This is a genomic window from Epilithonimonas sp. (genome assembly GCF_036780765.1).
GTDB lineage: Bacteria > Bacteroidota > Bacteroidia > Flavobacteriales > Weeksellaceae > Epilithonimonas.
In genome coordinates this window covers 99,003-120,692 of the sequence record NZ_DAIQCG010000005.1, presented here as the reverse complement: position 1 = coordinate 120,692, position 21,690 = coordinate 99,003, and the positions used below count along the sequence as shown (strand labels likewise).

Here is a 21,690-nt window from a genome sequence, read left to right as displayed (position 1 = left end):
ATGGTTTTTGTTAAATTTCAGAAAACATTAATAATGATTTACAACATTGCAGAGTTTTCTAAAAAACTAGATATATCCGAAGAAAGCATCAAACAGTTTATTCAGGATTTTAATCTTGAAATTTCAGATTGCCTTTCTCCGAATCTCAATATTACCCAAAATTTTGAAACATTCGCTACAGAAAATCAAGAATTTCTAAAAAAATATGATGATGATTTAGGTAAAGAAAAAACAGCAGACGAGATTGCTGAAAAGATACATCAACCTGCAGAAAAAGTGGAACAAATCATACAATATCAATCACCCAATATTTTTGATAACGGAATTTACAAATCGTCTATTTCAAGTTTTGGGATAGATAATCAACTCGGTGGCGATTATCAGTTTGTTTATAATTATTTTGGAAACAAAACAGAACTTAAACAAAGGGATTTCATTGGTTATAGAGATTTGTTCTTTTACATTTCTGATATGCTGGAACCATTCATCAATCCTGAACAATCTAAAAATTGGGGAATACAAAAAGCTGCAGGAATCGTTGTTTATGGTCCTCCGGGAAGTGGTAAAATTTTCTGGGCAAAAAAGATTGCAGAGATGATTAATTTTGATTTTTTTGAAGTCCGACAATCACAGTTAAAATCGAGTTTGAATAATTATAAAGCCAATTTTGATGATTATCTTACTCAAATGCTTAAGAAAGAAAACGTTGTTTTATTTCTTGAAAATTTTGATCAAATAATGACACAGCAATCAGAAAATCAAATTATTAGTTCTGAATATAGTGATGTGAAAGAAAGCATTTTCCATTACATCGAAAAATTTGAGAAAGAAAACCTTTTGATGATTGGTTCTGCAAAAGAATTAGAAGGGATAGAATCTGAGATTCTAGCGCCTGGAAGATTTGATGTTTTGATTCCGATTTTCCCTCCAAACAAACAAGAGCGGGCGGAAATACTGTTATTCAATATGACTAAAAACTTGAGTAAAGACGCAATCTTGTTAAAAATCTTAGAAAACAATCAAGCGGATCAAATTCCATTCTGGCAAGAAACTGCTGAAAAAATGAGAGTTTTTTCTAATACAATGTTGGTCGATTTCACTCAAAGTTTAAAGAAAAGAATCAGAAGTTTATATTTGAAAAACAAAACTGAAAACATACAAATTAATCAAGGGATTTTAGAATCATCTTTAAAAGAATCTGCTTCCAAGTTAACTGGTGATTATTTGAACAATGTACAACAATTTTTATCCGAAGCAGAAGATAACGCTTACGATCGTTTTGCTGGCAGAATAGAAGATTTGAAACAGGAACTCGATGTTTACAAAACAAAAGAAGAACCTGTGAGAACAATAGGTTTTCATCCCAATGAAGAATAAAAAAGCCTGAATAATTCAGGCTTTCATTTTATAATAAGTTTGGATTTTGTCGATTGGGTTTCGGACTATCACCATTATCAATTTGTTTAGAAACTGCCATTGCCGCAACCAAATCATTAAGCATTGAGCTTGCTGCTGTTGGTGTATTTGGCAACAAGACAAGATTTGATCTATTGTTAGCTCCGATTGACTGTAATGTATCATAATGTTGCGTTACAACAATCAAAGCAGAAGCTTCGTGAGGTTCGATTTGTACACTATTCAACATTTTCACAGACTCTTCAAGACCTTTTGCAATTTCACGTCTTTGATCCGCAATACCTTGTCCTTGTAACTTTTTAGACTCTGCTTCCGCTTTTGCAACTGCTACGATTCTGATTCTTTGCGCTTCGGATTCATATTCTGCCGCTGTTTTTTCACGCTCAGCCGCGTTTATTCGGTTCATTGCGTGTTTTACTTGTTCATCTGGATCGATATCAGTAACCAAAGCTTTGATAATATCATAACCATAACTGTTCATAGCTTCTTGTAGTTCTCCTTTTACCGCAACTGCGATATCATCTTTTCTTACAAAAACATCGTCCAGTTTCATTTTTGGAACTTCTGCTCTTACTACATCAAAAACAAAAGAAGTGATCTGTGATTCTGGATTTTCCAGTCTGTAATAAGCGTCTCCAACCTGAGTTCTAATCACTTGATACTGAACAGAAACTTTCATTTTAATGAAAACATTATCCAAAGTTTTGGTATCAATCATCACATCCAATTGCTGAATTCTGAGATTTATTCTTTTAGAAATTTGATCGATAAACGGAATTTTAAGTTGAAGACCGGAATGTCTTACCGAATGAAATTTCCCCAAACGCTCAACAATGGCAGCCGTTTCTTGTCTGACAGTAAAAAAAGATGCGAATAATGTTATTAATCCCAAAAAGACAATAAAACCAATGTATATCATAATTTGTAAATTTTCTTAAATATAGACTTTTCTAATGATAACCACAAATGAAATACAAGCATAATCCCACAAAACAAAAATTATTAAAATCACAATATAATTATAATTATTTAAAATTAAATTCATAAAACAACAGTTACAAAAGTCTTTATTCATAAAGATTTTCTAAATTTGTTAGAATAATAATCTAATATGAAGAAAAAACTACTATTTGCTATTGCAGGGCTTGCGATAGCACCATTTTTTAAAGCTCAAAATGTTTCTGTTTTCAATGATGTTCCTTTTTACAGTATGTATCATTATTTGGGAGAAGGACAAACTATGCCACCGGAAGCGTTTTCGCAAATCCCTGCAGGCGCTATTCGTTTGCACGCTTATGAACAGGACATAATTTCCAGAAAATTAACCGAAACTGAAATCGCTTCTATTGGAAGCAGTGTTAAAATGAATATTGTTTTAACTGCGGCTTGTGATAATTATGATAGATTGGCAGGTGTTAATTTAGTTTTAGTTCCAAAAGGAAGTACAACTTACACTTTTAATCAAACTGATATCAAACGTATCGAGATTGGACGTTTCATCACGCCTTTTATGAATAAAAATGCAAGCATAAAACAAGTTCCATACAGTTATCAGCTAGATAATATTTCTAATATTTTACACGATTCTAATTTATCAGCTGTTTATGATTTTTGGATTGAGTTCCGTGCAGATGGTTATTCTGCTGCAGCTAATACAGAAGTCGCTGGTTGCGCAGATAGAACAGACGTTTTCCGCGGTAATTTGGAATTCGTAACGACAGGAACTGCTTCTCCAGTTCAGAATTTCTTATTACCATTATCCTATCGTCAAAATCTGAATAATTATAATGCCACAGATGTTCCTGGACAAACTACAAGATTGGTAACCTTCACACTAGATCAAGCAGTTCCTAATGCATCTTTACACTTAATCACATCCAACCATGGCTCCAATAACAATGGAGAAGAATATGTAAAAAGAGTTCATTATGTCTATCTTGATGATCAATTGGTAAATCAATATATGCCGGGTGGAAAAAACTGTGAAGACTACAGACAATACAATACGCAAGGTAACGGCATTTATGGAGCTTCTGCGAAAACTCTAAGAGGATGGATCTCGTGGAACAATTGGTGTCCTGGAGATGTAATTCCTAATCGTGAAATAAGTCTGGGGAATCTTTCTGCCGGAACTCATACAATTAAAATTGATGTTCCCACGGCTGGTTTCTCAGGTAAACAGGGCTACTTTCCTATTTCTATGTACATTCAGAATCAAAAGAATGGTGATGTTATCTGTGCTGCGCCTTATGATTTGAAAATTACCAATCAAGTAAATACAACCGTAGATATCGCTTGGAAAGAAAATGGAACATCTAACCAATGGCAAACACTTTGGGGAAGAAGAGGAGTTTTCACAACAGCAGGCCAGGAAACCTATCGTGATATTGAGAATGAACCAAAAGATTCCCGAAGTGATTTGAACGTAAGCTGGCTGTATGAAACTTATGTAAAATCAAAGTGTGTAGATGACAAAAGCAGCGTTTGGTATGGTCCTGTATACTCAACTCAAATCAAATTGGGAACTGATGAAATTAATGCAAAAAAATCTTCGGTTTATCCAAATCCCGTGAAAGATTTCATTAATATCAATACGACAGCAAAAATTAGCAAAGTCTCTATCTATAACGCAGATGGTAAAATATTATTAGAAGATAATTCTACAAAAATTAATCTTTCCAAATTACAATCTGGTATTTACCTAATGAAAATTGATTTGGCTGATGGTAAATCTGAAACTCAAAAAGTCATCAAACAATAAATTAAATATTCAAAATAATCAATTCCTGTTTAGAAATAAGCAGGAATTTTTATTGAAAGAAAATAAGCTGTATGAAAAATCGTTTCGGAATTATGAGATATTTCTATTATTTACTTTTATTATTTATTATTTCCTGCAAGACTTACACTTCTTCTAAGACAGAGTTTTCAAATTATTCTAATCAAAATCATATAGAAATAAAGAAAGTGAATAATCTGAGATATATGGGAGGAATTAAAAATTCTGAAGGAAAAACTCTTAAAGACAGCTTAATCTACCGAAGTGGAAACCTTCATCATCTTAGAAAATCTTCTTTTGATAAATTGAGTAAAATGAAAATCAATAAAGTTATTGATCTGAGAACTCAACAGGAAATCACTAAAGAACCAGATCAACTTCCTAAGGACATTAATTATAAAATATACTCTGCTTTCGAAGATAAGGAGAATGAAATGAGCCATGCTAAACAATTAGCTTTGAAAGGAAAAATCAGGGAGAATGATGCGGATAAAAGAATGATAAAATTCTATACAGATTATGTTTCTGAAAATCCTGAAATGATTAAACAAATCATTACAGAAATCTTAGACTCAGAGCAACCTGTACTCTACCATTGTACAGCAGGAAAAGACAGAACCGGAATGATTACTGCTATGATTTTAAAAGTTCTAAAATTTGATGATTCCGTTGTTTTCGAAGAATATCTACAGTCCAATAATCTTAGAAAAGATTTAATTCAAAAAAGACTGAATCTCGCCAATACATTTCATTTCGTTTATCCTAAGCTGGACATTGGCGTAGTTGAAAAAACGAGTTGGATAGAGCGGACTTATTTACAATCTGCTTTCGATGAAATCAATAAAAAATATGGTTCTATGGATAATTACATTCATCAAGTTTTAGGAATTTCTGAAAACCAAAGAGAGGTTTACATTCAGAAATTTTTACAATAAAAAAGCAGTCAAAAAATTGACTGCTTATTTTTTATCTGTTGATTTGTTATCCGTTTTATTTTTTTTTCTTCCTGAATTAATTAGACTTTGATTGATGATATATTCCAATTGTCCATTCACACTTCGGAATTCATCAGTAGCCCATTTCTCCAGCAGTTTGTACATCTCATCATCCAATCTTAAAACAAAACTCTTCTTCATCAATATTTGATTTTGAATTAATTATAAAGCGTGCCTGCATTTAGAATTGGTTGAGCTGCTTTTTCGCCACACAAAACCACCATCAGATTGCTAACCATTGCCGCTTTTCTTTCATCGTCCAATTCAACAATATTTTCTGCAGACAGTTTTTTCAACGCCATATCAACCATTCCAACAGCACCTTCCACAATTTTTGCTCTTGCCGCAACGATAGCTGTTGCCTGTTGTCTTTGTAACATCGCTCCAGCAATTTCTGATGCATAAGCCAAATGGCTGATTCTCGCTTCCTGAACAACAATTCCGGCTGTAGAAAGTCTGTCTGTCAATTCTTTTTCAAGAATATGATTGACATTATCACCTCCATCACGAAGCGTTATTTCTGCATTTTCGTCTTCCAGATTATCATAAGGAAAACTCACTGCCAAATGTCGAACAGCCGCTTCACTTTGGATTCTCACGTATTCCATATAACGTTCCACATCAAAAGCAGCTTTATATGTATCGCCAACTTTCCAAACAATAACAGCTCCAATTTCTATTGGATTTCCCATTTTGTCATTCACTTTCAAAGTTTGTCCCTGAAGGTTTTCCGAGCGAAGACTCATTCTTTGGGTTGAATACAATGGATTGATGAAAAATAAGCCGTTAGCTTTTACTGTTCCAACATATTTGCCAAAAAAGCTAAGCACTCTGGAATGGTTTGGTTGAATAATCATCAAACCTTTTAGAAAGAAGATAAATGCAACAAAAGAAAACATTCCAAAAATCACCGAAAGAGGATTATTATCACTAGCTCCACTGATAACCAGAAAAACACTTAATCCAAAAAGAATAAGGCTAATTACTAATGCTAAGAAGCCAGACAAAGGTTTTACAATTTTTTCCATAGTATTTAATTTGATATTAATTTGATATCATAAATATACTATTTATTTTAATACAAAAAATAAAAAAACCGAACTTATTAAAAGTCCGGTTAATTAATTTTATCTAACCAAGTTTAAGGCTCTACCTGTGTTCTTTTCTCTTGCTTTTCATTCAGTTTTTTATACTTGAACCAAGCTGCAACAGACAATGCCAACATATAACCAATACTGATGTAAACCCAAAGTGGCAATGGAATCGGGTCTCCTTTTGCGTAAGAATGCAATCCTGACAAATAGTAATTAACCCCGAAATATGTCATTACCATTGAACAAAATGCGAACATCGTAACAACGTGGAAAGTATATCTACCTCTTAATCCAGGAACCAACCTCATATGGATTACAAAAGCATAAATCATAATCGAGATGAAAGCCCAAGTTTCTTTCGGGTCCCAGCTCCAATAACGTCCCCAAGATTCATTCGCCCAGATTCCTCCTAAGAAGTTTCCGATGGTTAAGGCTAATAATCCGATATTAAGTGACATTTCGCTTACGATAGCTAGTTCTTTCAAGGTTGTGTCATTGTGTCTTTTGAAGGTCTCTTTATTAGAAATCACATAGAAAATCAATGAAATCATTGCAATCAACATCGATAATGAGAAGAATCCATAACTTGAAGTGATAATTGCAACGTGAACGACCAGCCAGTAAGATTTAAGAACTGGAACCAATGGCGTGATTTGTGGGTCAAGCGCGGAACCACCGTGAGCAAATCCCATCATAATTACCGCAACTAAGAATCCGGCTGCTGGAATCAAAGCGTTAGAATTATTTTTACTAACCAATTTCATTGCAGCTGAAGCTGCTCTTTGTTCCAAAGAAGGTTTTCCGATTCCAAAATAAAACATCAATCCAGCAGAAATACCAACCCAAGAAATAAAGATAATCGCTTCGTATCCATTACTCCACGGTGCGTGTCCAGAAATATACCATCTTGCTATTAATCCTAAGAAATGGAAAATGTAACCAATCGCACCGATGTAAATCAATGCTTTTATAACGATGTTAAGAATCTTATTAGGTTTGAACAATTCTGCAAAACCTAAAACCAAAAGCAATCCTCCAATGATTGTATAGAAAATCAACAATTTGAAATTGATATCTAACGTATTCATTAAAACTTCAAGCTTAACTTTGGTTTCGGAAGGCACTACATTTTTACCCCATTTTTGCTGATATTCTTCTACTTTTTTCAGTTCTGCATCAGCTTTTGCCCAGCTTCCACCTTGTGTTGCCATAAGAACACTTGACAAATATGGTCCTAGAACCGCCTGTGCATTTTCATCCGCTTCAAAAGTTGGAGTCATTACAGAATTCCAAGTGTGATTCGAATCGTTTTTCACAGGAACAGTTCGGAAATATTGGTAAGACATAATCCCATTCAATACTTGAACTTTGTCATTAAGTTTAATAACCGCTTCGTCGTATCTTGTTCTCTCAGAAGCTTTTTTACGGAAAGCATCATTATAATCATCTTCCAAAACAAAACGAAGATTTCCGTTTTTATCGGCAGGGAATAACTTAATTAAACTTGTAAAACCTTCGTCCGTAGCTTTTGTTTTAGCTCTAAGGTCTTTTCCAACTTTACCAGCAGTTTCGATTTTGATGATATTTACCTGAGCCCAAAACATCGGGTCAATCGTTGCAGCCAAAAACCATTGGTTAGCATCCAAATCTTGGAATTTGGAACGTGAAGTTAATTTATGTAAAATATCAAGCGCTTGTGTGTTGGCAGGAACAATACGACCTTCGTAATTTTGAACCAATAGAGAACCGAATTTGTCTGCGTGTTCTTTATTGATTGTAATATTTTTCACCATTTCGTCCGCATCCAAAACCATTGGATTTTTATTCGGAGCAGCTGGTTTTGCTTCGGTAGAATGAGAATGTCCTTCGTGACTTCCGTCTGTTCCGTGCATATCAATTTCCTGAGCATTAAGCCCGAAACTTAATAAAATCAAAAGAACAGCCGCTGCTTTTTTCTTACTAATGGTTTTCAACATTTGGTTCAAACTCCAGAATCTGGAACCTTTCCAGAACATCGTCACAAACATTCCTAAAAACAAGAATGCATAACCGATATAACTAATCAAAGTTCCCCAGAAATCGTGGTTTACAGAAAGAACTGTACCTTTTCTGTCTGGATCAAAACTCGCTTGGAAGAATCTGTATCCTTTATAATTAAGAACGTGGTTCATATAGATATTGTAAGGTGTTTCTTTTCCTTCGTCCACAATTCTAACGTGAGATTCATAAGCCGATGGCGAAGAACTTCCTGGATAAGTTTCCATCACAAACTTTTCTAATTTAAGTGCAAAAGGCTGTGTGAAATAAACCTTTGGTCCGAAACCTAACATTATATCAAGACCATCAACTTTGATTTGTTTGTAATTATTCGGATTACCTTTTTCTACCACAAGGTCAACGATTTGTTTTGTTTTTGGTCCGGCAACTTCTACTTTCAGCATATCCGGAACATCTTTATCTTTTTGTTTATCACCTTCGTAAGCCACCAATTTTCCACGTTTTGTTCCTTCCGGAATTACCAATTTCAATTGGTCAATCGTATAAAGACTTCTCAAAACCAGTGGTTGGAATTCATCTTTTTTAGTCGTTCCGGTTGCCTGAGTTGCCATTGTCATATAAGCAGCGTCAGTTGGTGTTTTGATATAAAGTTGACCATCTTTTTTTTGGAATTCAACAGCACCTTCGATTGCCGTTCTGTTGTAACTTACCAAAGTTCCATTGATATTCTGAACCTCACCTTCTGCCAAATAGATATTCTGACGACCGCCCATATCGCTGGTTGAAACAAGATGCAAGAATTCTTTTCCATTATTATCAACAGTCAAACTATCTTTTTTTCTTTGAATATATTCTAAAGCTTTCACCACAATTTTTTCTTTTCCAAGGAAATCATAAGTCGCTTGTAAATCGTGATGAAGTGGTGACATCAAATAAGGAACATCGTGGTAATTCTGCTGTTCTCCTTTTTCTTCGATTTTGATTTTGAAGAAATGTTTGTCGGTTACAATCTCGTTATTAGTCTCACCTTCACGGATATGCATTGTTCCCTCGAAACTGATGTAACGTGTGATTGCTCCACCAATGAAAATCAGGACAAATGCTAAGTGAAAAACCAATATCGGCCACTTTTCTTTTTTATAAAGTCTGTATCGTCCGATGTTTCCAATGAAGTTAAGAATCAGCAAAAACATTACAACTTCAAACCATTTGGCTTCGTAAATTAAAGCTTTTGCTGTAGGCGTTCCGTAATCGTTTTCGATAAAAGTGGCAACGGCCATAGAAATTGCGAAAACAAGCAATAAAGTCGCCATCGTTCGCGTAGAAATAAGAATATCCTGAATCTTTTTCATTCCAAAAATTATAATTCACAAAAATAAGGATGATAAACCACAACGGCATCAAAAAAAACTGTTATTTGTCATTTTAGAAAGCAGAATCGTTATTTTGAAACATTCTTAATAAGGCTTTTCAAACTGATAATTAGAATGCTAAAAACTCATATAATTTTAAGAAAAAATAAAAATAACACTCAACAATTTATGTGAGAAATAAAAAACATTAAATTTGCATCTATTGACGATTTTTGAAAATGAACAACGATAAAAATACGACCTCAAACTCAAGCAAAATCATCTCAAAACCAAGAATAATTTCGGGCGTTACGCTCATCTTATTATCAATCGTTTTGACACTTTCCTTCATATCTTATCTGATGAACTGGAAGTCCGACCAAAGCCAAGCCGGAACAATGTCTGACAAAATGGTACAATCTTCCAATCTTTTTGGGAAAATTGGAGATTGGTTGGGTAATCTTTTCATTTTTGAAAGTATTGGTGTAGCCGCTTTTGTTGTCGCATTTTTGTGTTTTGTTTTTGGAACATTGGTTTTCAAGAAGAATTATTTCAAACCTTGGAAAACTATCTCTCACAGTTTATTTTTCATTTGCTGGACTCCAATTTTTTTTGGTGCAGTAACCAATGGCGAAGGCGTTCTTGGCGGTGTTTACGGTTATCAAATTATGGATTACCTAAAATCCTATATTGGTTCCGTTGGACTTTGGATGGTTCTTTTAGTAAGTTTTGCTCTTTATTTTGTACTAGAATTCAACCTGAGACCAAGTTCTATCAAAAATAAACTCAATGATATTAATGATAATACTTTTGGTAAACTGAAAAGTCTGATGCCAGATTCTGACGAAGAATTTGAGGCTGATGCAGAACTTGACAAAGAACTTGCAACTGAAAACATTTCGGTTAACTCAAATCCTGTTAAAACTGACAATGATTTTAGTAATATCAAAGTCACTCAGGATTTTGAACCAATTAAAACGCCAAATCAGACGTCTTTCAGAGAAGAAATCAAAGAACCGATTAAAGAATCTGTTCCTGAACCAATTATACTATCCTCTACTCCAACTCAGCCTCAAAAGCCAATTGTGGAAACTCCGGTTGTAAAAGCTGAGGATGATTTCGCCTTCAATGTAGAAATTAAAAAAGATGAAGATTTTCCAGTAACTGCAGAACAACAGAAATCAGATGATTTGGTTAGCAAACACGGATTATACGACCATAAATTAGATTTAGCCAAATTCCAAATGCCTTCTGTAGAATTACTGAAAGATTACGGAAACGAGGAAATCACAATTAATAAAGACGAACTCGAAGAAAATAAAAACCGAATTGTTGGTTTATTGAAAACTTTCAATGTTGGGATTTCTGAAATCAAAGCAACGATTGGTCCAACTGTAACACTTTACGAAATCGTACCAGAAGCCGGAATCCGTGTTGCAGCGATTAAAAAATTACAAGATGATATCGCTTTGAATCTTTCTGCACTTGGAATCAGAATTATTGCACCAATGCCAGGAAAAGGCACCATCGGAATCGAGGTTCCAAGAAAAAATCCAACAATGGTTTCGATGCGTTCTGTTGTAGCTTCTCCGAAATTCCAATCCGCAGATATGGATTTGCCAATCGTTTTTGGTAGAACAATTTCTAATGAAGTTTTCGTAGCTGACCTTGCAAAAATGCCTCACCTTCTAATGGCTGGAGCAACCGGACAAGGTAAATCGGTTGGTATTAATGCGATTTTGACTTCATTGATTTACAAAAAACATCCAAGCGAACTGAAATTCGTTATGGTTGACCCGAAGAAAGTAGAATTATCACTTTATTCAAAAATAGAAAGACATTATTTGGCAAAATTGCCTGATACAGAAGATGCGATTATCACAGACAATGCAAAAGTAATCAACACTTTGAACTCACTTTGTATCGAGATGGATGACCGTTATGAATTGTTGAAAAATGCGTTCTGTAAAAACATCAAAGAATACAACGCAAAGTTCGCTCAAAGAAAACTTAATCCTGAAAATGGACACAGATATCTGCCTTATATTGTTTTGGTTGTTGACGAATTTGCAGACCTTATTATGACTGCTGGAAAAGAAGTTGAACATCCGATTGCAAGATTGGCACAGTTAGCCAGAGCAATTGGAATTCACTTAATTGTTGCAACGCAAAGACCTTCTGTCAACGTAATTACAGGTATGATTAAAGCGAATTTCCCTGCAAGGGTTGCTTTCCGTGTAATTTCCGGAGTGGATTCTAAAACGATTTTGGATTCGCCTGGAGCGGAACAATTGGTTGGGAAAGGCGATATGCTTTATTTCAACGGAAATGATTTGACGCGTTTGCAATGTGCATTTGTGGATACACCAGAAGTTGAGAGAATTGCAGAATTTATTGGTGAACAAAAAGGTTATTCTGATGCTTATCTCCTTCCAGAATATTCTGGTGAAGAAAGCAGTTCAACAGTTGGCGCTTTTGACCCGAATGAGAAAGATGCTTTGTTTGAAGAAGGTGCAAGAATCGTAGTTTCTACTCAGCAAGGTTCAACATCTATGCTGCAAAGACAATTAAAATTAGGATATAACAGAGCCGGAAGAATTATGGACCAGTTAGAAGCTGCCGGCGTTGTTGGCGGTTTCAATGGTGCAAAAGCAAGAGAGGTTTTGATTTCTGACCTTAATTCTTTGGAAAGATTGTTAGATGAATTGAAAGGAAGATAATTCTAAAAATATATTTTAATAAAACCTTAACTAAATATGTTAAGGTTTTTTTTTAATTTCAATTCAAAATTTAACCAATGAAAAAAGTAATTTTAATATTGTTTTCTGTTTGTTCAGTATTTACATTTGCTCAGCAAAAAACTAAGGAAAAGAAAACTCCAAAAGATACTTTAGACAAGCAACTTTGGAGACAAGAATTAGAAAAAAGCAAAAATGATAATGCAATAGGCGGAAATCCATTTTACAAAAATGTAGATTCTACAAAAGCATCTAAATACAAGATGCTCAATAAAAAACCAGCAAACCAGTATTCCGAATTACAGCAAACCAAAAGAGACACACAACTCTACAAAATAGAAAAGCCGAAAGATTCTATACAATTAAAGAAAAAGAAAAAATAATGTCGTCGCACGAACTCCTCAACAAAGCCATAAAAATCGCTACCAAAGCACACAAAAAACAAACTGACAAATACGATGCGCCTTATCTGGGACACGTTTTCCGTGTGATGAATGCCGGTAAAACCATCGACGAAAAAATCGTTGGTGTTCTTCACGATGTCGTAGAAGATAATCCGGAATTTTCTTTAGAATACTTAAAAGAAAAAGGCTTTCCAGAATATATCTTAGAAGCTGTAGAATGTCTAACCAAACGTGAAGAAGAACATTTGGATTATGACGCTTTCATTGCGAGAATTGAGAAAAGTCCTTTGGCAATTGCAGTCAAAATCAACGACCTTCGGGACAATATGGATCTCACTAGATGCACTACCCTATTGGAAGAAAGAGATTTGAAACGCTTTAACAAATATCTGAAAGCTTATCTCTATCTCACAGAAAAATATTAGAACTTTATTCTCGCAGATTTCTCTGATTTAGCAAATCCAAAAATCTGCTCTATCTGCCAAATTTGCGAGAAATTGAACTTAATCTACCATCGGAATAGAAAAATCCTTCTCATCATCAGACGAATCTATCGTAAAATTGAGTGCAAAATAGAGAAAATGGTAGTTCTCATTTTTCTTCGTAAAAAATTCCCTTTGGAACATATAGCCACTAGTTGCAGATAAAGAATTATTGAACTGATAACCAAAACCTGCAAAACTTCTATTCCTTTTGAAGTTAGGTTCTCCAGCACCAAAAAACAATTCCTCAAAAGCATTCACAAAGAACGTTCCTTCCTGCACTTTAGAATTATTGATAGGCAAAGTTCCGCTCAGTCTGTATCTGTAACGCATCGCCTCCGTATTCGTGCCGGTTTGACTGGCGTAGAAAAATCGTTTTTCCGCTCTTCCTCTATGATCTAGCTTCAGGTTTCCTATTTTGTGAGAAAACGTGTACTGAAGCCAGATTCGGAATTCTTCCTGCGAAATCTTCCTGTCCTCATAAGTTCCATATCGTCCTGCACCAACAAAAATCTGGTGATCTTTGATGTAACTATAGCCGATTCCACCTTTCGTCTCGTAGTAATCAATCAAGGTATAATCCTTTCTGGCACGTATTTGCCCTTCTCCGTAAAGCATCAGTTTTGGAGAAATTTTATACGTCAAAGACATCATATTGAAACCCGAAAGATGGTCTTGCGCCCAGACAAAACTACCTATAAAAACAAATAAAAATCCTAGCTTTTTCACGGGACAAATATAATCAAATCCCCAGCCGATAAAAATAATTATTTGGGCGTGTCCCTTTATTTTTGCCCACAAGATTTAGCATTTCAAATAACAATTCCAGTCCGGCAAAAACAAGCGGGCCGGGCTGTCCGTTACTATCTTTTTGTCTTTAGAAGATTTTCCCTTTAGATAGAACTTTTCCGTCCAAGACAAAAAGGATATCCACTACCATCCCTCACGCAGATCCAACTTCAAAATAACTTTAGACATCAAAACAATTCGTTTAAACTAAATATCAATTGTATTTTTCTCTAAACAGTTTGTTTAAACCAAATACAAGTTGTGATTTAATCTAATCAAAATGTTCTAAGTATCACAAAAAAACCTTCCAACAAGTTGAAAGGTTTTTGATTATAATATTTCGAATATTTTTTATCCTAAAAGCAAAGTCAATGGACTTTCTAGGTAAGTTCTCAAAGTCTGTAAGAACTGAGCACCAGTTGCACCATCGATTACTCTGTGGTCGCAAGCTAGAGACAATTTCATTGTATTTCCAACAACGATTTGTCCGTTCTTCACAATTGGTTTCTCAATAATCGCTCCTACAGATAAGATTGCAGAATTCGGTTGATTGATGATTGATGTAAACGTCTCGATTCCGAACATTCCAAGATTAGAAACAGAGAAAGTAGAACCTTCCATTTCGTTAGCTTTAAGCGCTTTAGTTTTAGCTCTTCCCGCCATATCTTTTACTGCTGCAGAAATCTCGTTATAGTTCATATAATCTGTGTTTTTCAATACAGGAACTACCAATCCGTCTGGAACCGCTACTGCTACACCAACATTGATGTTTCCGTGGTGAACGATTTTATCGCCAGCCCAAGAAGAATTAACTTGTGGATGTTTTCTCAATGCTACTGCAACCGCTTTTATAACCATATCGTTGAAAGACACTTTAGTATCTGGAACGCTGTTAATCTCTTTTCTAGCTTCGATGGCTTTATCCATATTGATTTCAACCGTCAAGTAGTAATGTGGCGCAGTGAATTTGCTTTCTGCCAATCTCTTCGCGATGATGTTTCTCATCTGAGAGTTTGGAGTCTCGCTATCTTCACCCGGTGTAAATGCTACACTTGGTTGAGCTGGTGCTGCTTTTGGAGCAGATACCGTAGCAGCTGGTTGTGCAGAAGGTTGATAATTTTCAACATCTTTCTTCACGATTCTACCATTTTCACCAGAACCTTTGATAGAAGCGAAATCGATTCCTTTATCCTGAGCTATTTTCTTAGCTAAAGGAGAAATTGCAACTCTATCACCAGTGGAAGAAGCTGGAACTGGTGCAGACTCTTGTTTCTCTTCTGTTGTAGTTTCAGCTTTAGCTTCTGTTTTTGGAGCAGTAGCTTTTTTGCCACCTCCAGAAACAACACCAGAAACATCAGTTCCTGCTGGGCCAATAATTGCTAAAATTTTATCTACTTCAGCAGCATCACCTTCCGCAACTCCTTGATACAAAAGAGTACCGTTGAACTCTGATTCGAAATCCTGAACTGCTTTATCTGTCTCGATTTCCGCAAGAATGTCGCCTTCTTTTACAGTATCCCCAACGTTCTTTTGCCATTTAGCAACTTTTCCTTCTGTCATCGTATCAGAAAGACGAGGCATTGTGATAACTTCTACGCCTTCCGGAATATCAGCAGCAGCCGCAGATTCCTCAGTATTTTCAACATCTGTAGATTGGTTTTCAGTTTTGTGTTCTTCTTCAACTTTTTTCTCTTCAGATTTTGCTCCGCCACCAATTAAGGCGGAAATATCTTCTCCTTCTTTCCCGATAATTGCCAAAACTGAATCTACAGGAGCTTGTGCACCTTCTTCTACACCGACATATAAAAGAGTTCCGTTAATTTCGGATTCGAAATCCTGAACTGCTTTATCAGTTTCGATTTCTGCAAGGATATCGCCTTCTTTTACAGCGTCGCCCACTTTTTTGTGCCATTTTGAAACTTTGCCTTCCGTCATCGTATCAGACAAACGGGGCATCGTAATTACTTCTGCCATAATTTTTATTTGTTAATTTGATAATGAGATGATGCGGTGAGAATTAGTTAAAACAAATCAACCTATCTTCACATCATCAAATCTTTATTAATTATTTTCTAACTTGTTGATGAACGGATAATCTGGAGTAGAATATACATAATCATATAATTTAGAAGCATCTGGATAAGGAGAATTTTCCATAAACTCGATGCATTCTTCTACAAACTCTCTTGATTTCTCATCGATAGCTTCCAACTCTTGTTCAGTAGCCCAAGAATTTTCTAAAATTCTATGTTTTACGATTTCGATGGGGTCTTCCAACTTATACTGAGCCACTTCTTCTTTCGTTCTGTAAGGTTCAGCATCTGACATAGAGTGACCTCTATAACGGTAAGTTCTAGCCTCTATGAAAGTGGGTCCGTCTCCTCTTCTTGCTCTTTCGATAGCTTCGTAAGCAACTTCTGCTACTTTCTCTGGGTCCATCGCATCTACAGGAAGACAAGGCATCTCATATCCTAATCCTAATTTGTAAATATCTTCGTGATTAGCTGTTCTCTTAACAGAAGTTCCCATTGCATAACCGTTGTTCTCACAAACGAAAACTACAGGAAGCTTCCAGTTCATTGCCATATTGAAAGTCTCGTGAAGCGCCCCTTGACGTACTGCACCATCTCCCATAAAACAAATGTTTACTGCTTTTCTGTCAAAATATTTGTCTGCGAAAGCAATACCAGCTCCCAAAGGAATCTGACCTCCTACAATACCGTGACCTCCATAGAAACGGTGCTCTTTGCTGAAAATGTGCATAGAACCTCCCATACCTTGAGATGTCCCGGTAGCTTTTCCGCAAAGCTCTGCCATAATTCTTTTTGGGTCAACGCCCATTGCCATTGGATGAATGTGGCATCTGTATGCCGTAATCATACTATCTTTCGACATATCCATTGCATGGGTAAAACCAGCAGGAATCGCTTCCTGACCGTTATATAAATGTAAAAAACCTCTGATTTTTTGTTTTAAATAAAGAGAACGGCATTTGTCTTCAAACCTTCTCCACATTGTCATTTCTTCGTACCATTTAAGGTAAACTTCTTTAGAAAATTCTTTCATTGTAATTTCGAAATATGTAGCAAAAATAAGAAAAAAAATCTTTCTCTATTGTATGCATATTATCATATTTTTTTAAAGAATAGAAATCATTAAATGTAATTAATATAGAAAATTACGTAACCGTTTACGCAAGCATTGACGTTAATTCAATTCTATGCGTTTTCACAAATTAATAATTTTTGTATATTGAAATCGAAATTTTTATGAATGGAAATCAAAAACCCTGTTATTATCTCTATCTCGAAAGTCATTTCGAATTTCTTCAACCCTTTGGTTTCATTGGTTATTTACTTTTTTTATTACAGTTATAAAAATTACACTTGGGAAGAAGCCACAAAGAAATTTCTACCAATTTTACTGTTGCTGATTATTCCGATTGCTATCTGGATTTATAAAAATGTAAAAAACGGAAATTATACCAATATGGACGTTTCTAACAGGAAACAACGTCATTCACTTTACATTTTTATCATTATCGCAACTGTTATTTTCTTAGGCGTTGATTTTTATCTGCACAAGGAAATGGACTGGACGATTTTTATGCTCTGCATCTTACTAATATTAATGCAAGTCAGTAATTTTTTCATCAAAAGTTCCATGCATACGAGTCTTAATATTTATGTTGCTGCTTTGTTTTTTGCGATAGAACCTGCAATTGGAATTTTTTGGTTTTTATTATCAATACTAATCGGAGTTACCCGAGTTATTTTGAAAAGACATACGCCGAAAGAAGTTTTTTCTGGTGCATCCATCGCAATATTTGTATCTTTTATTTACCTTATTATGGTAAAAGCTATTATCTTTTAATATAAAACTTTATGATATTACAATCTTTAACACCTTCTGAGGAGGAAATTATGCAATTGATTTGGAACAAAGGGCAAATCTATTTCCGTGAACTGATGAATATTTTCCCAGAACCAAAACCTCATCAAAATACAGTTTCCACATTCCTAAAAATCCTTGTAGAAAAACATTATCTGACAACAGAAAAACAAGGCAGAATCAACCTTTACAGACCTGCTGTAGAATTTGTAGAATATAGAAAATTTATGTTGAAAAGGTTTTTAGAAAATTATTTTAACAATTCTGGAACGGAACTTTTCACTCTTTTGTTGGATGAGGAATTAATAACTTCAGAAGACTTTGAGACCTTGATCAAATCAAGAAAGGTTTTTGCTACCAAAAAGCCAGAACAGGAAAATCACATTCAGGATTTTATCAAAGAAATAATCAGCGATAAAAAATCCAAAAAGAAGGAGAAAGACAAAAAGAAGAAAAAAGACAAGAAGAAATAAGGTTTCTTTTAATTAAAAAACTCAAACAAATGATTCAGAAATTAAACGAAATATTCGGGAAAGCTTTGTATGCAATTCGGCAATATCCTTTGGTTTTGCTAATGGCATTATCGGCATCAATTTGTCTGATGTTTATTGCGGAAGAAAACTTCCGAACCAGCGAAAAGGTTTTCACTTTAACTAAACTCACCTTAATTTCCTGCTTTGGGATTTCGTTGATGTTTGGTTTGAAAATTCTTTCACAAAGAATTGGGAAACAGTTTCTATTAGAACTTGGCGGCATTCTTTTTCTTGTTCTACTCTATTTTCTATTACCAAAATTAGAGAAAGACTTTACCGAAGTTTACACATTTTTGCTTGTTCCAACTTATATTTTATCCCATCTTTTTGTTTCATTTGCTGCATTTTTCAGAAAGAAAACAGAAATAGATTTTTGGCAGTACAACAAGAATCTCTTCATCAACATTTTCCTAACAGCGGTTTTCACTGGTGTTTTGACTGGTGGTGTAGAATTGGCGATAGTTGCAGTAGACCAGCTTTTTGATTTTAATTTCGATGATAAAATTTACCTCAGAGTATTTTATCTATTAGCCATTTTCGGAAGCAGTCTCATCTTTTTATTATTTAATGAAAAAGGATTGGAATATCTTGAAAAAGAAGGAACTTATCCCGTTGTTCTGAAGTTTTTTTCACAATATATTCTTATTCCGCTCCTTATAATATATGTTGTCATCTTATATTTTTATTCAGGGAAAATTTTATTGAACTGGGAATTGCCTCGCGGTTGGGTTTCTTATTTGATTCTTGCCTATTCTATCGTTGGGATTTTAGCAATTTTATTGGTTCACCCATTGAAAGAAAATTCTGCGAAATCCTGGGTTAAGATGTTCTCCAAAATTTTCTATTTCACATTGATTCCTTTATTGATTTTGCTATTCACAGCGATTTTTACGAGGATTTTAGAATATGGATATACAGAACCAAGATATTACGTATTACTTCTGGCGATTTGGCTTGTAACCGTGATATTATATTTTATCCTTAACAAAAATCAAAATATCAAATTCATCCCCATCAGTCTTTTTGCTTTTGGATTATTTTCTTTAATTTTCCCTTATTTCAATACATTTTCTGTTGCCAAAAGAAGTCAGGAAAATCAATTGATGAAGATTTTGAAGGACAACAAATTATTAACCTCAAACCAAAAAATCGATTTCAAAAAACCTGTTGCAGATAGTGTTGTGACAAAAATAGGAAACGAGTTTGTGTTTCTTATCAAGAGAAATCATAAAGATTTCTTGTTAAATTTAATTGACACAAAAAAAAGTAAAGACCTTGCGAAAAATATTAACGAAAATAATTTTTGGAGCGCCAATTCTGATATCTACTATAGTTTTTCAGACATCAAAAAAACAACAAAATACGCTTCTAATTATGACAGGCTGGAAGTCATTTCTGATCAAAATATTATTGATGTAAAAGATTATCAATACGTTTTTTATTTCAACAGATACAATCACGGCAACAAAAAAATCGGGAGTGATAATTTTGAAATCTATGATAGAGTTACAGACGAAAAACCGCAGTTCAAAGTCATTTTAAATTCTGATGAAGAAGCTGATTTTTCTTCATTAATAAAAGACTTGGTTAAGAAATATAAAGGAAAAGCCGGAAAAGTCAATGTTCCAGAGATTTCTATGGAAGCCGACATTGGCGATTATCATCTGAAAATGATTTTGGGAAATTTTTCTATAAACCAGTACAGAAACAATACTTATCCAAATGTCACCTATGACGATGCTTACTTGCTAATCCGAAAGAAATAATAAAAAAAAGCGATCAAAATTTGATCGCTTCTATTTTTTCCAGTTGTAAGATTACCAACGGTTTCCACCTCCACGGTTTCCGCCTCTATCTCCACCTCCGTAACCACCGCCACGGTTGTTATCAAAAGATCTTCTTGGCTTCTCTTCTCTTGGTCTAGCTTCTGTTACGTTAAGAATTTTACCGTTAAATTCTTTTTGGTTTAATGCGTCAACAGCTTGTTTACCTTCAGCATCTCCCATCTCTACGAAACCAAATCCCTTTGATCTCCCAGTTTCTCTGTCAGTAATGATTTTTGCAGAAGAAACTTCTCCAAATTCTTCGAATAATTCTTGCAACTGATAATCCTTAGTTGCGTAATTGATGTTTGAAACAAAAATGTTCATTTTAAAAAAAATTAAGTTATAAAAAATGTTGTTTTAAAATTATAGATAAGGAAAAACAACAAAATGAAGATTATTGATTTCAAATATAATTTGTTGCAAGGTACGATTATTTTTGAAAAACCAATAACTTCTTTGTTAAATTTAAAAATTAATAATACACAAGCTCAATCTACCTCTACTCCACGGTTTGCTTCCCATATTCTAAACCAGTCTATTGCTTCCAAATCAATCAATAATGATTTTTTCAATTCACGAATGGTTTCTGTTTTAGAAGTTCCAATGACAGGTATTATTCTTGATGGATGTTTTAGAAGGAAGGTTAATAAAATCTGATTTTCTTCTGCATTATATTTCTGACAAAGATTTTTGATTATGGATTTGATTCTGATATTCTGTTCAGATTTCTCAGAGAAATAAGTTCCCATTACAGACCAAGCTGTCGGTCTCAATCCTTTCATCATCAATTGATCTAAAGTTCCATCATTAAAAGCGGAAATTTGATTCACAGAAACTTCAATCTGATTAGTTACTAAAGGGAAATATTGATTGATTAATTCAAATTGAGAGACAGAAAAATTACTTACTCCAAAATGTTTTACCTTTCCTTGATCTTTTAGAATTTGAAATGTATTGGCAATTTCTTCAGGATTCATCAAAGGTGATGGACGATGCAATAACAAAACGTCCAAATAATCAGTCTTTAGATTAGAAAGACTTTCATCAACACAATTTTGAATATAATTAGAGTCGTAATTGTAATATTTGAGAGCAGAGGGTTTCCTTTCAGAATTCATTACAATTCCACACTTAGAAATAAACTGAACTTTTTCTCTATCAAGATTCATTTCTTTCCAGGCATTTCCAAAAAGTTCTTCTGTGGTATGACCGCCATAAATATCAGCGTGATCGAAGGTCGTGATATTCTCATCCAAACAAACTTCTATTAATTTCTGAACATCTTTTTCGGAGTGATTGGCTCCCCAAATTCCCCAACGCATTGTACCAGCGATGATTTCTGAAAACATACTAATAAATTTTCACAAATATATTATGTTAAAAATAAAATACA

The 21,690-nt window shown here is 34.4% G+C and carries 18 protein-coding genes; 9 read left to right on the top strand and 9 right to left on the bottom strand.

Features of this window, described 5'->3' with window-relative positions; all coding sequences use genetic code 11:
- Nucleotides 1-33 precede the first annotated feature (33 nt).
- Nucleotides 34-1,377, top strand: coding sequence for an AAA family ATPase (locus V7P73_RS10200; protein ID WP_333853268.1), 1,344 nt, complete (start codon nucleotides 34-36; stop codon nucleotides 1,375-1,377).
- A gap of 28 nt (nucleotides 1,378-1,405) precedes the next feature.
- Here the strand turns inward: V7P73_RS10200 and V7P73_RS10195 are convergent, their stop codons facing one another.
- Nucleotides 1,406-2,335, bottom strand: a complete 930-nt coding sequence (locus V7P73_RS10195) for an SPFH domain-containing protein (RefSeq protein ID WP_333853267.1) — start codon at nucleotides 2,333-2,335, stop codon at nucleotides 1,406-1,408.
- 192 nt (nucleotides 2,336-2,527) lie between these two features.
- Between V7P73_RS10195 and V7P73_RS10190 the strand changes: the two genes are divergently transcribed.
- Together V7P73_RS10190 and V7P73_RS10185 are read left to right on the top strand one after the other, a co-directional pair.
- Nucleotides 2,528-4,177 carry a peptide-N-glycosidase F-related protein gene (locus V7P73_RS10190; protein WP_333853265.1) on the top strand — a complete coding sequence of 550 codons (1,650 nt, stop codon included), beginning with the start codon at nucleotides 2,528-2,530 and terminating at the stop codon, nucleotides 4,175-4,177.
- A gap of 71 nt (nucleotides 4,178-4,248) precedes the next feature.
- A complete protein-coding gene (locus tag V7P73_RS10185) occupies nucleotides 4,249-5,130 on the top strand; it encodes a tyrosine-protein phosphatase (RefSeq protein ID WP_333853263.1) in 882 nt (293 codons plus the stop codon).
- Between the two features lie 24 nt (nucleotides 5,131-5,154).
- Here V7P73_RS10185 and V7P73_RS10180 read toward each other — a convergent pair whose 3' ends face one another.
- The 3 genes from V7P73_RS10180 to ccsA form a co-directional block, all read right to left on the bottom strand.
- Nucleotides 5,155-5,331 (bottom strand): Arc family DNA-binding protein, encoded by a 177-nt coding sequence (locus tag V7P73_RS10180; RefSeq protein WP_333853262.1) that lies wholly within the window; start codon nucleotides 5,329-5,331, stop codon nucleotides 5,155-5,157.
- A 17-nt stretch (nucleotides 5,332-5,348) separates the two neighbouring features.
- Entirely contained in the window at nucleotides 5,349-6,218 is an 870-nt protein-coding gene (locus tag V7P73_RS10175) for an SPFH domain-containing protein (protein ID WP_333853260.1), read from the bottom strand.
- 113 nt (nucleotides 6,219-6,331) lie between these two features.
- Complete coding sequence (gene ccsA / locus V7P73_RS10170) at nucleotides 6,332-9,634, bottom strand: cytochrome c biogenesis protein CcsA (RefSeq protein WP_333853258.1); 3,303 nt, start codon at nucleotides 9,632-9,634, stop codon at nucleotides 6,332-6,334.
- Between the two features lie 239 nt (nucleotides 9,635-9,873).
- Between ccsA and V7P73_RS10165 the strand changes: the two genes are divergently transcribed.
- The 3 genes from V7P73_RS10165 (at nucleotide 9,874) to V7P73_RS10155 (ending at nucleotide 13,201) form a co-directional block, all read left to right on the top strand.
- Nucleotides 9,874-12,354 (top strand): FtsK/SpoIIIE family DNA translocase, encoded by a 2,481-nt coding sequence (locus V7P73_RS10165; RefSeq protein WP_333853256.1) that lies wholly within the window; start codon nucleotides 9,874-9,876, stop codon nucleotides 12,352-12,354.
- Nucleotides 12,355-12,431: 77 nt separating this feature from the next.
- Nucleotides 12,432-12,755: a hypothetical protein gene (locus V7P73_RS10160; protein WP_333853254.1), complete on the top strand. Its 324-nt coding sequence runs from the start codon at nucleotides 12,432-12,434 to the stop codon at nucleotides 12,753-12,755.
- Nucleotides 12,755-13,201 carry a phosphohydrolase gene (locus tag V7P73_RS10155; RefSeq protein ID WP_333853253.1) on the top strand — a complete coding sequence of 149 codons (447 nt, stop codon included), beginning with the start codon at nucleotides 12,755-12,757 and terminating at the stop codon, nucleotides 13,199-13,201. Before V7P73_RS10160 ends, V7P73_RS10155 begins: the two co-directional genes overlap by 1 nt.
- A 78-nt stretch (nucleotides 13,202-13,279) precedes the next feature.
- Here the strand turns inward: V7P73_RS10155 and V7P73_RS10150 are convergent, their stop codons facing one another.
- From V7P73_RS10150 to pdhA, 3 genes are all read right to left on the bottom strand, one after another.
- Nucleotides 13,280-14,059: a DUF2490 domain-containing protein gene (locus tag V7P73_RS10150; RefSeq protein WP_333853252.1), complete on the bottom strand. Its 780-nt coding sequence runs from the start codon at nucleotides 14,057-14,059 to the stop codon at nucleotides 13,280-13,282.
- A gap of 339 nt (nucleotides 14,060-14,398) precedes the next feature.
- Nucleotides 14,399-16,021, bottom strand: coding sequence for a 2-oxo acid dehydrogenase subunit E2 (locus V7P73_RS10145; RefSeq protein WP_333853251.1), 1,623 nt, complete (start codon nucleotides 16,019-16,021; stop codon nucleotides 14,399-14,401).
- 87 nt (nucleotides 16,022-16,108) lie between these two features.
- Nucleotides 16,109-17,113 carry a pyruvate dehydrogenase (acetyl-transferring) E1 component subunit alpha gene (gene pdhA / locus V7P73_RS10140; protein WP_333853249.1) on the bottom strand — a complete coding sequence of 335 codons (1,005 nt, stop codon included), beginning with the start codon at nucleotides 17,111-17,113 and terminating at the stop codon, nucleotides 16,109-16,111.
- A gap of 207 nt (nucleotides 17,114-17,320) precedes the next feature.
- Here pdhA and V7P73_RS10135 point away from each other — a divergent pair, with 207 nt between their 5' ends.
- Genes V7P73_RS10135 through V7P73_RS10125 form a run of 3 tightly spaced genes read left to right on the top strand, consistent with a single transcriptional unit; the run spans nucleotide 17,321 to nucleotide 20,237 of the window.
- Nucleotides 17,321-17,920, top strand: coding sequence for a phosphatase PAP2 family protein (locus V7P73_RS10135; RefSeq protein ID WP_333853247.1), 600 nt, complete (start codon nucleotides 17,321-17,323; stop codon nucleotides 17,918-17,920).
- A gap of 11 nt (nucleotides 17,921-17,931) precedes the next feature.
- A complete protein-coding gene (locus tag V7P73_RS10130; protein WP_333853245.1) occupies nucleotides 17,932-18,411 on the top strand; it encodes a BlaI/MecI/CopY family transcriptional regulator in 480 nt (159 codons plus the stop codon).
- A 29-nt stretch (nucleotides 18,412-18,440) separates the two neighbouring features.
- Nucleotides 18,441-20,237 carry a DUF4153 domain-containing protein gene (locus V7P73_RS10125; RefSeq protein ID WP_333853242.1) on the top strand — a complete coding sequence of 599 codons (1,797 nt, stop codon included), beginning with the start codon at nucleotides 18,441-18,443 and terminating at the stop codon, nucleotides 20,235-20,237.
- Nucleotides 20,238-20,288: 51 nt separating this feature from the next.
- On the opposite strand, the gene V7P73_RS10120 is transcribed toward V7P73_RS10125, so the two are convergent.
- The gene (locus V7P73_RS10120; protein ID WP_333853240.1) at nucleotides 20,289-20,621 is read right to left on the bottom strand and encodes an RNA recognition motif domain-containing protein; all 333 of its coding nucleotides are present in this window, start codon (nucleotides 20,619-20,621) and stop codon (nucleotides 20,289-20,291) included.
- 164 nt (nucleotides 20,622-20,785) lie between these two features.
- On the bottom strand, nucleotides 20,786-21,646 hold the full coding sequence (locus V7P73_RS10115; RefSeq protein ID WP_333853238.1) for an aldo/keto reductase: 861 nt from the start codon (nucleotides 21,644-21,646) through the stop codon (nucleotides 20,786-20,788).
- Nucleotides 21,647-21,690 lie beyond the last annotated feature (44 nt).

What these genes read in the sequence shown, in the direction of transcription:
- V7P73_RS10200 (WP_333853268.1), top strand. Translation starts at nt 34, where the DNA reads ATGATTTACAACATTGCAGAGTTTTCTAAAAAACTAGATATATCCGAA.
- V7P73_RS10195 (WP_333853267.1), bottom strand. Translation starts at nt 2,335, where the DNA reads ATGATATACATTGGTTTTATTGTCTTTTTGGGATTAATAACATTATTC.
- V7P73_RS10190 (WP_333853265.1), top strand. Translation starts at nt 2,528, where the DNA reads ATGAAGAAAAAACTACTATTTGCTATTGCAGGGCTTGCGATAGCACCA.
- V7P73_RS10185 (WP_333853263.1), top strand. Translation starts at nt 4,249, where the DNA reads ATGAAAAATCGTTTCGGAATTATGAGATATTTCTATTATTTACTTTTA.
- V7P73_RS10180 (WP_333853262.1), bottom strand. Translation starts at nt 5,331, where the DNA reads ATGAAGAAGAGTTTTGTTTTAAGATTGGATGATGAGATGTACAAACTG.
- V7P73_RS10175 (WP_333853260.1), bottom strand. Translation starts at nt 6,218, where the DNA reads ATGGAAAAAATTGTAAAACCTTTGTCTGGCTTCTTAGCATTAGTAATT.
- ccsA (WP_333853258.1), bottom strand. Translation starts at nt 9,634, where the DNA reads ATGAAAAAGATTCAGGATATTCTTATTTCTACGCGAACGATGGCGACT.
- V7P73_RS10165 (WP_333853256.1), top strand. Translation starts at nt 9,874, where the DNA reads ATGAACAACGATAAAAATACGACCTCAAACTCAAGCAAAATCATCTCA.
- V7P73_RS10160 (WP_333853254.1), top strand. Translation starts at nt 12,432, where the DNA reads ATGAAAAAAGTAATTTTAATATTGTTTTCTGTTTGTTCAGTATTTACA.
- V7P73_RS10155 (WP_333853253.1), top strand. Translation starts at nt 12,755, where the DNA reads ATGTCGTCGCACGAACTCCTCAACAAAGCCATAAAAATCGCTACCAAA.
- V7P73_RS10145 (WP_333853251.1), bottom strand. Translation starts at nt 16,021, where the DNA reads ATGGCAGAAGTAATTACGATGCCCCGTTTGTCTGATACGATGACGGAA.
- pdhA (WP_333853249.1), bottom strand. Translation starts at nt 17,113, where the DNA reads ATGAAAGAATTTTCTAAAGAAGTTTACCTTAAATGGTACGAAGAAATG.
- V7P73_RS10135 (WP_333853247.1), top strand. Translation starts at nt 17,321, where the DNA reads ATGGAAATCAAAAACCCTGTTATTATCTCTATCTCGAAAGTCATTTCG.
- V7P73_RS10130 (WP_333853245.1), top strand. Translation starts at nt 17,932, where the DNA reads ATGATATTACAATCTTTAACACCTTCTGAGGAGGAAATTATGCAATTG.
- V7P73_RS10125 (WP_333853242.1), top strand. Translation starts at nt 18,441, where the DNA reads ATGATTCAGAAATTAAACGAAATATTCGGGAAAGCTTTGTATGCAATT.
- V7P73_RS10120 (WP_333853240.1), bottom strand. Translation starts at nt 20,621, where the DNA reads ATGAACATTTTTGTTTCAAACATCAATTACGCAACTAAGGATTATCAG.
- V7P73_RS10115 (WP_333853238.1), bottom strand. Translation starts at nt 21,646, where the DNA reads ATGTTTTCAGAAATCATCGCTGGTACAATGCGTTGGGGAATTTGGGGA.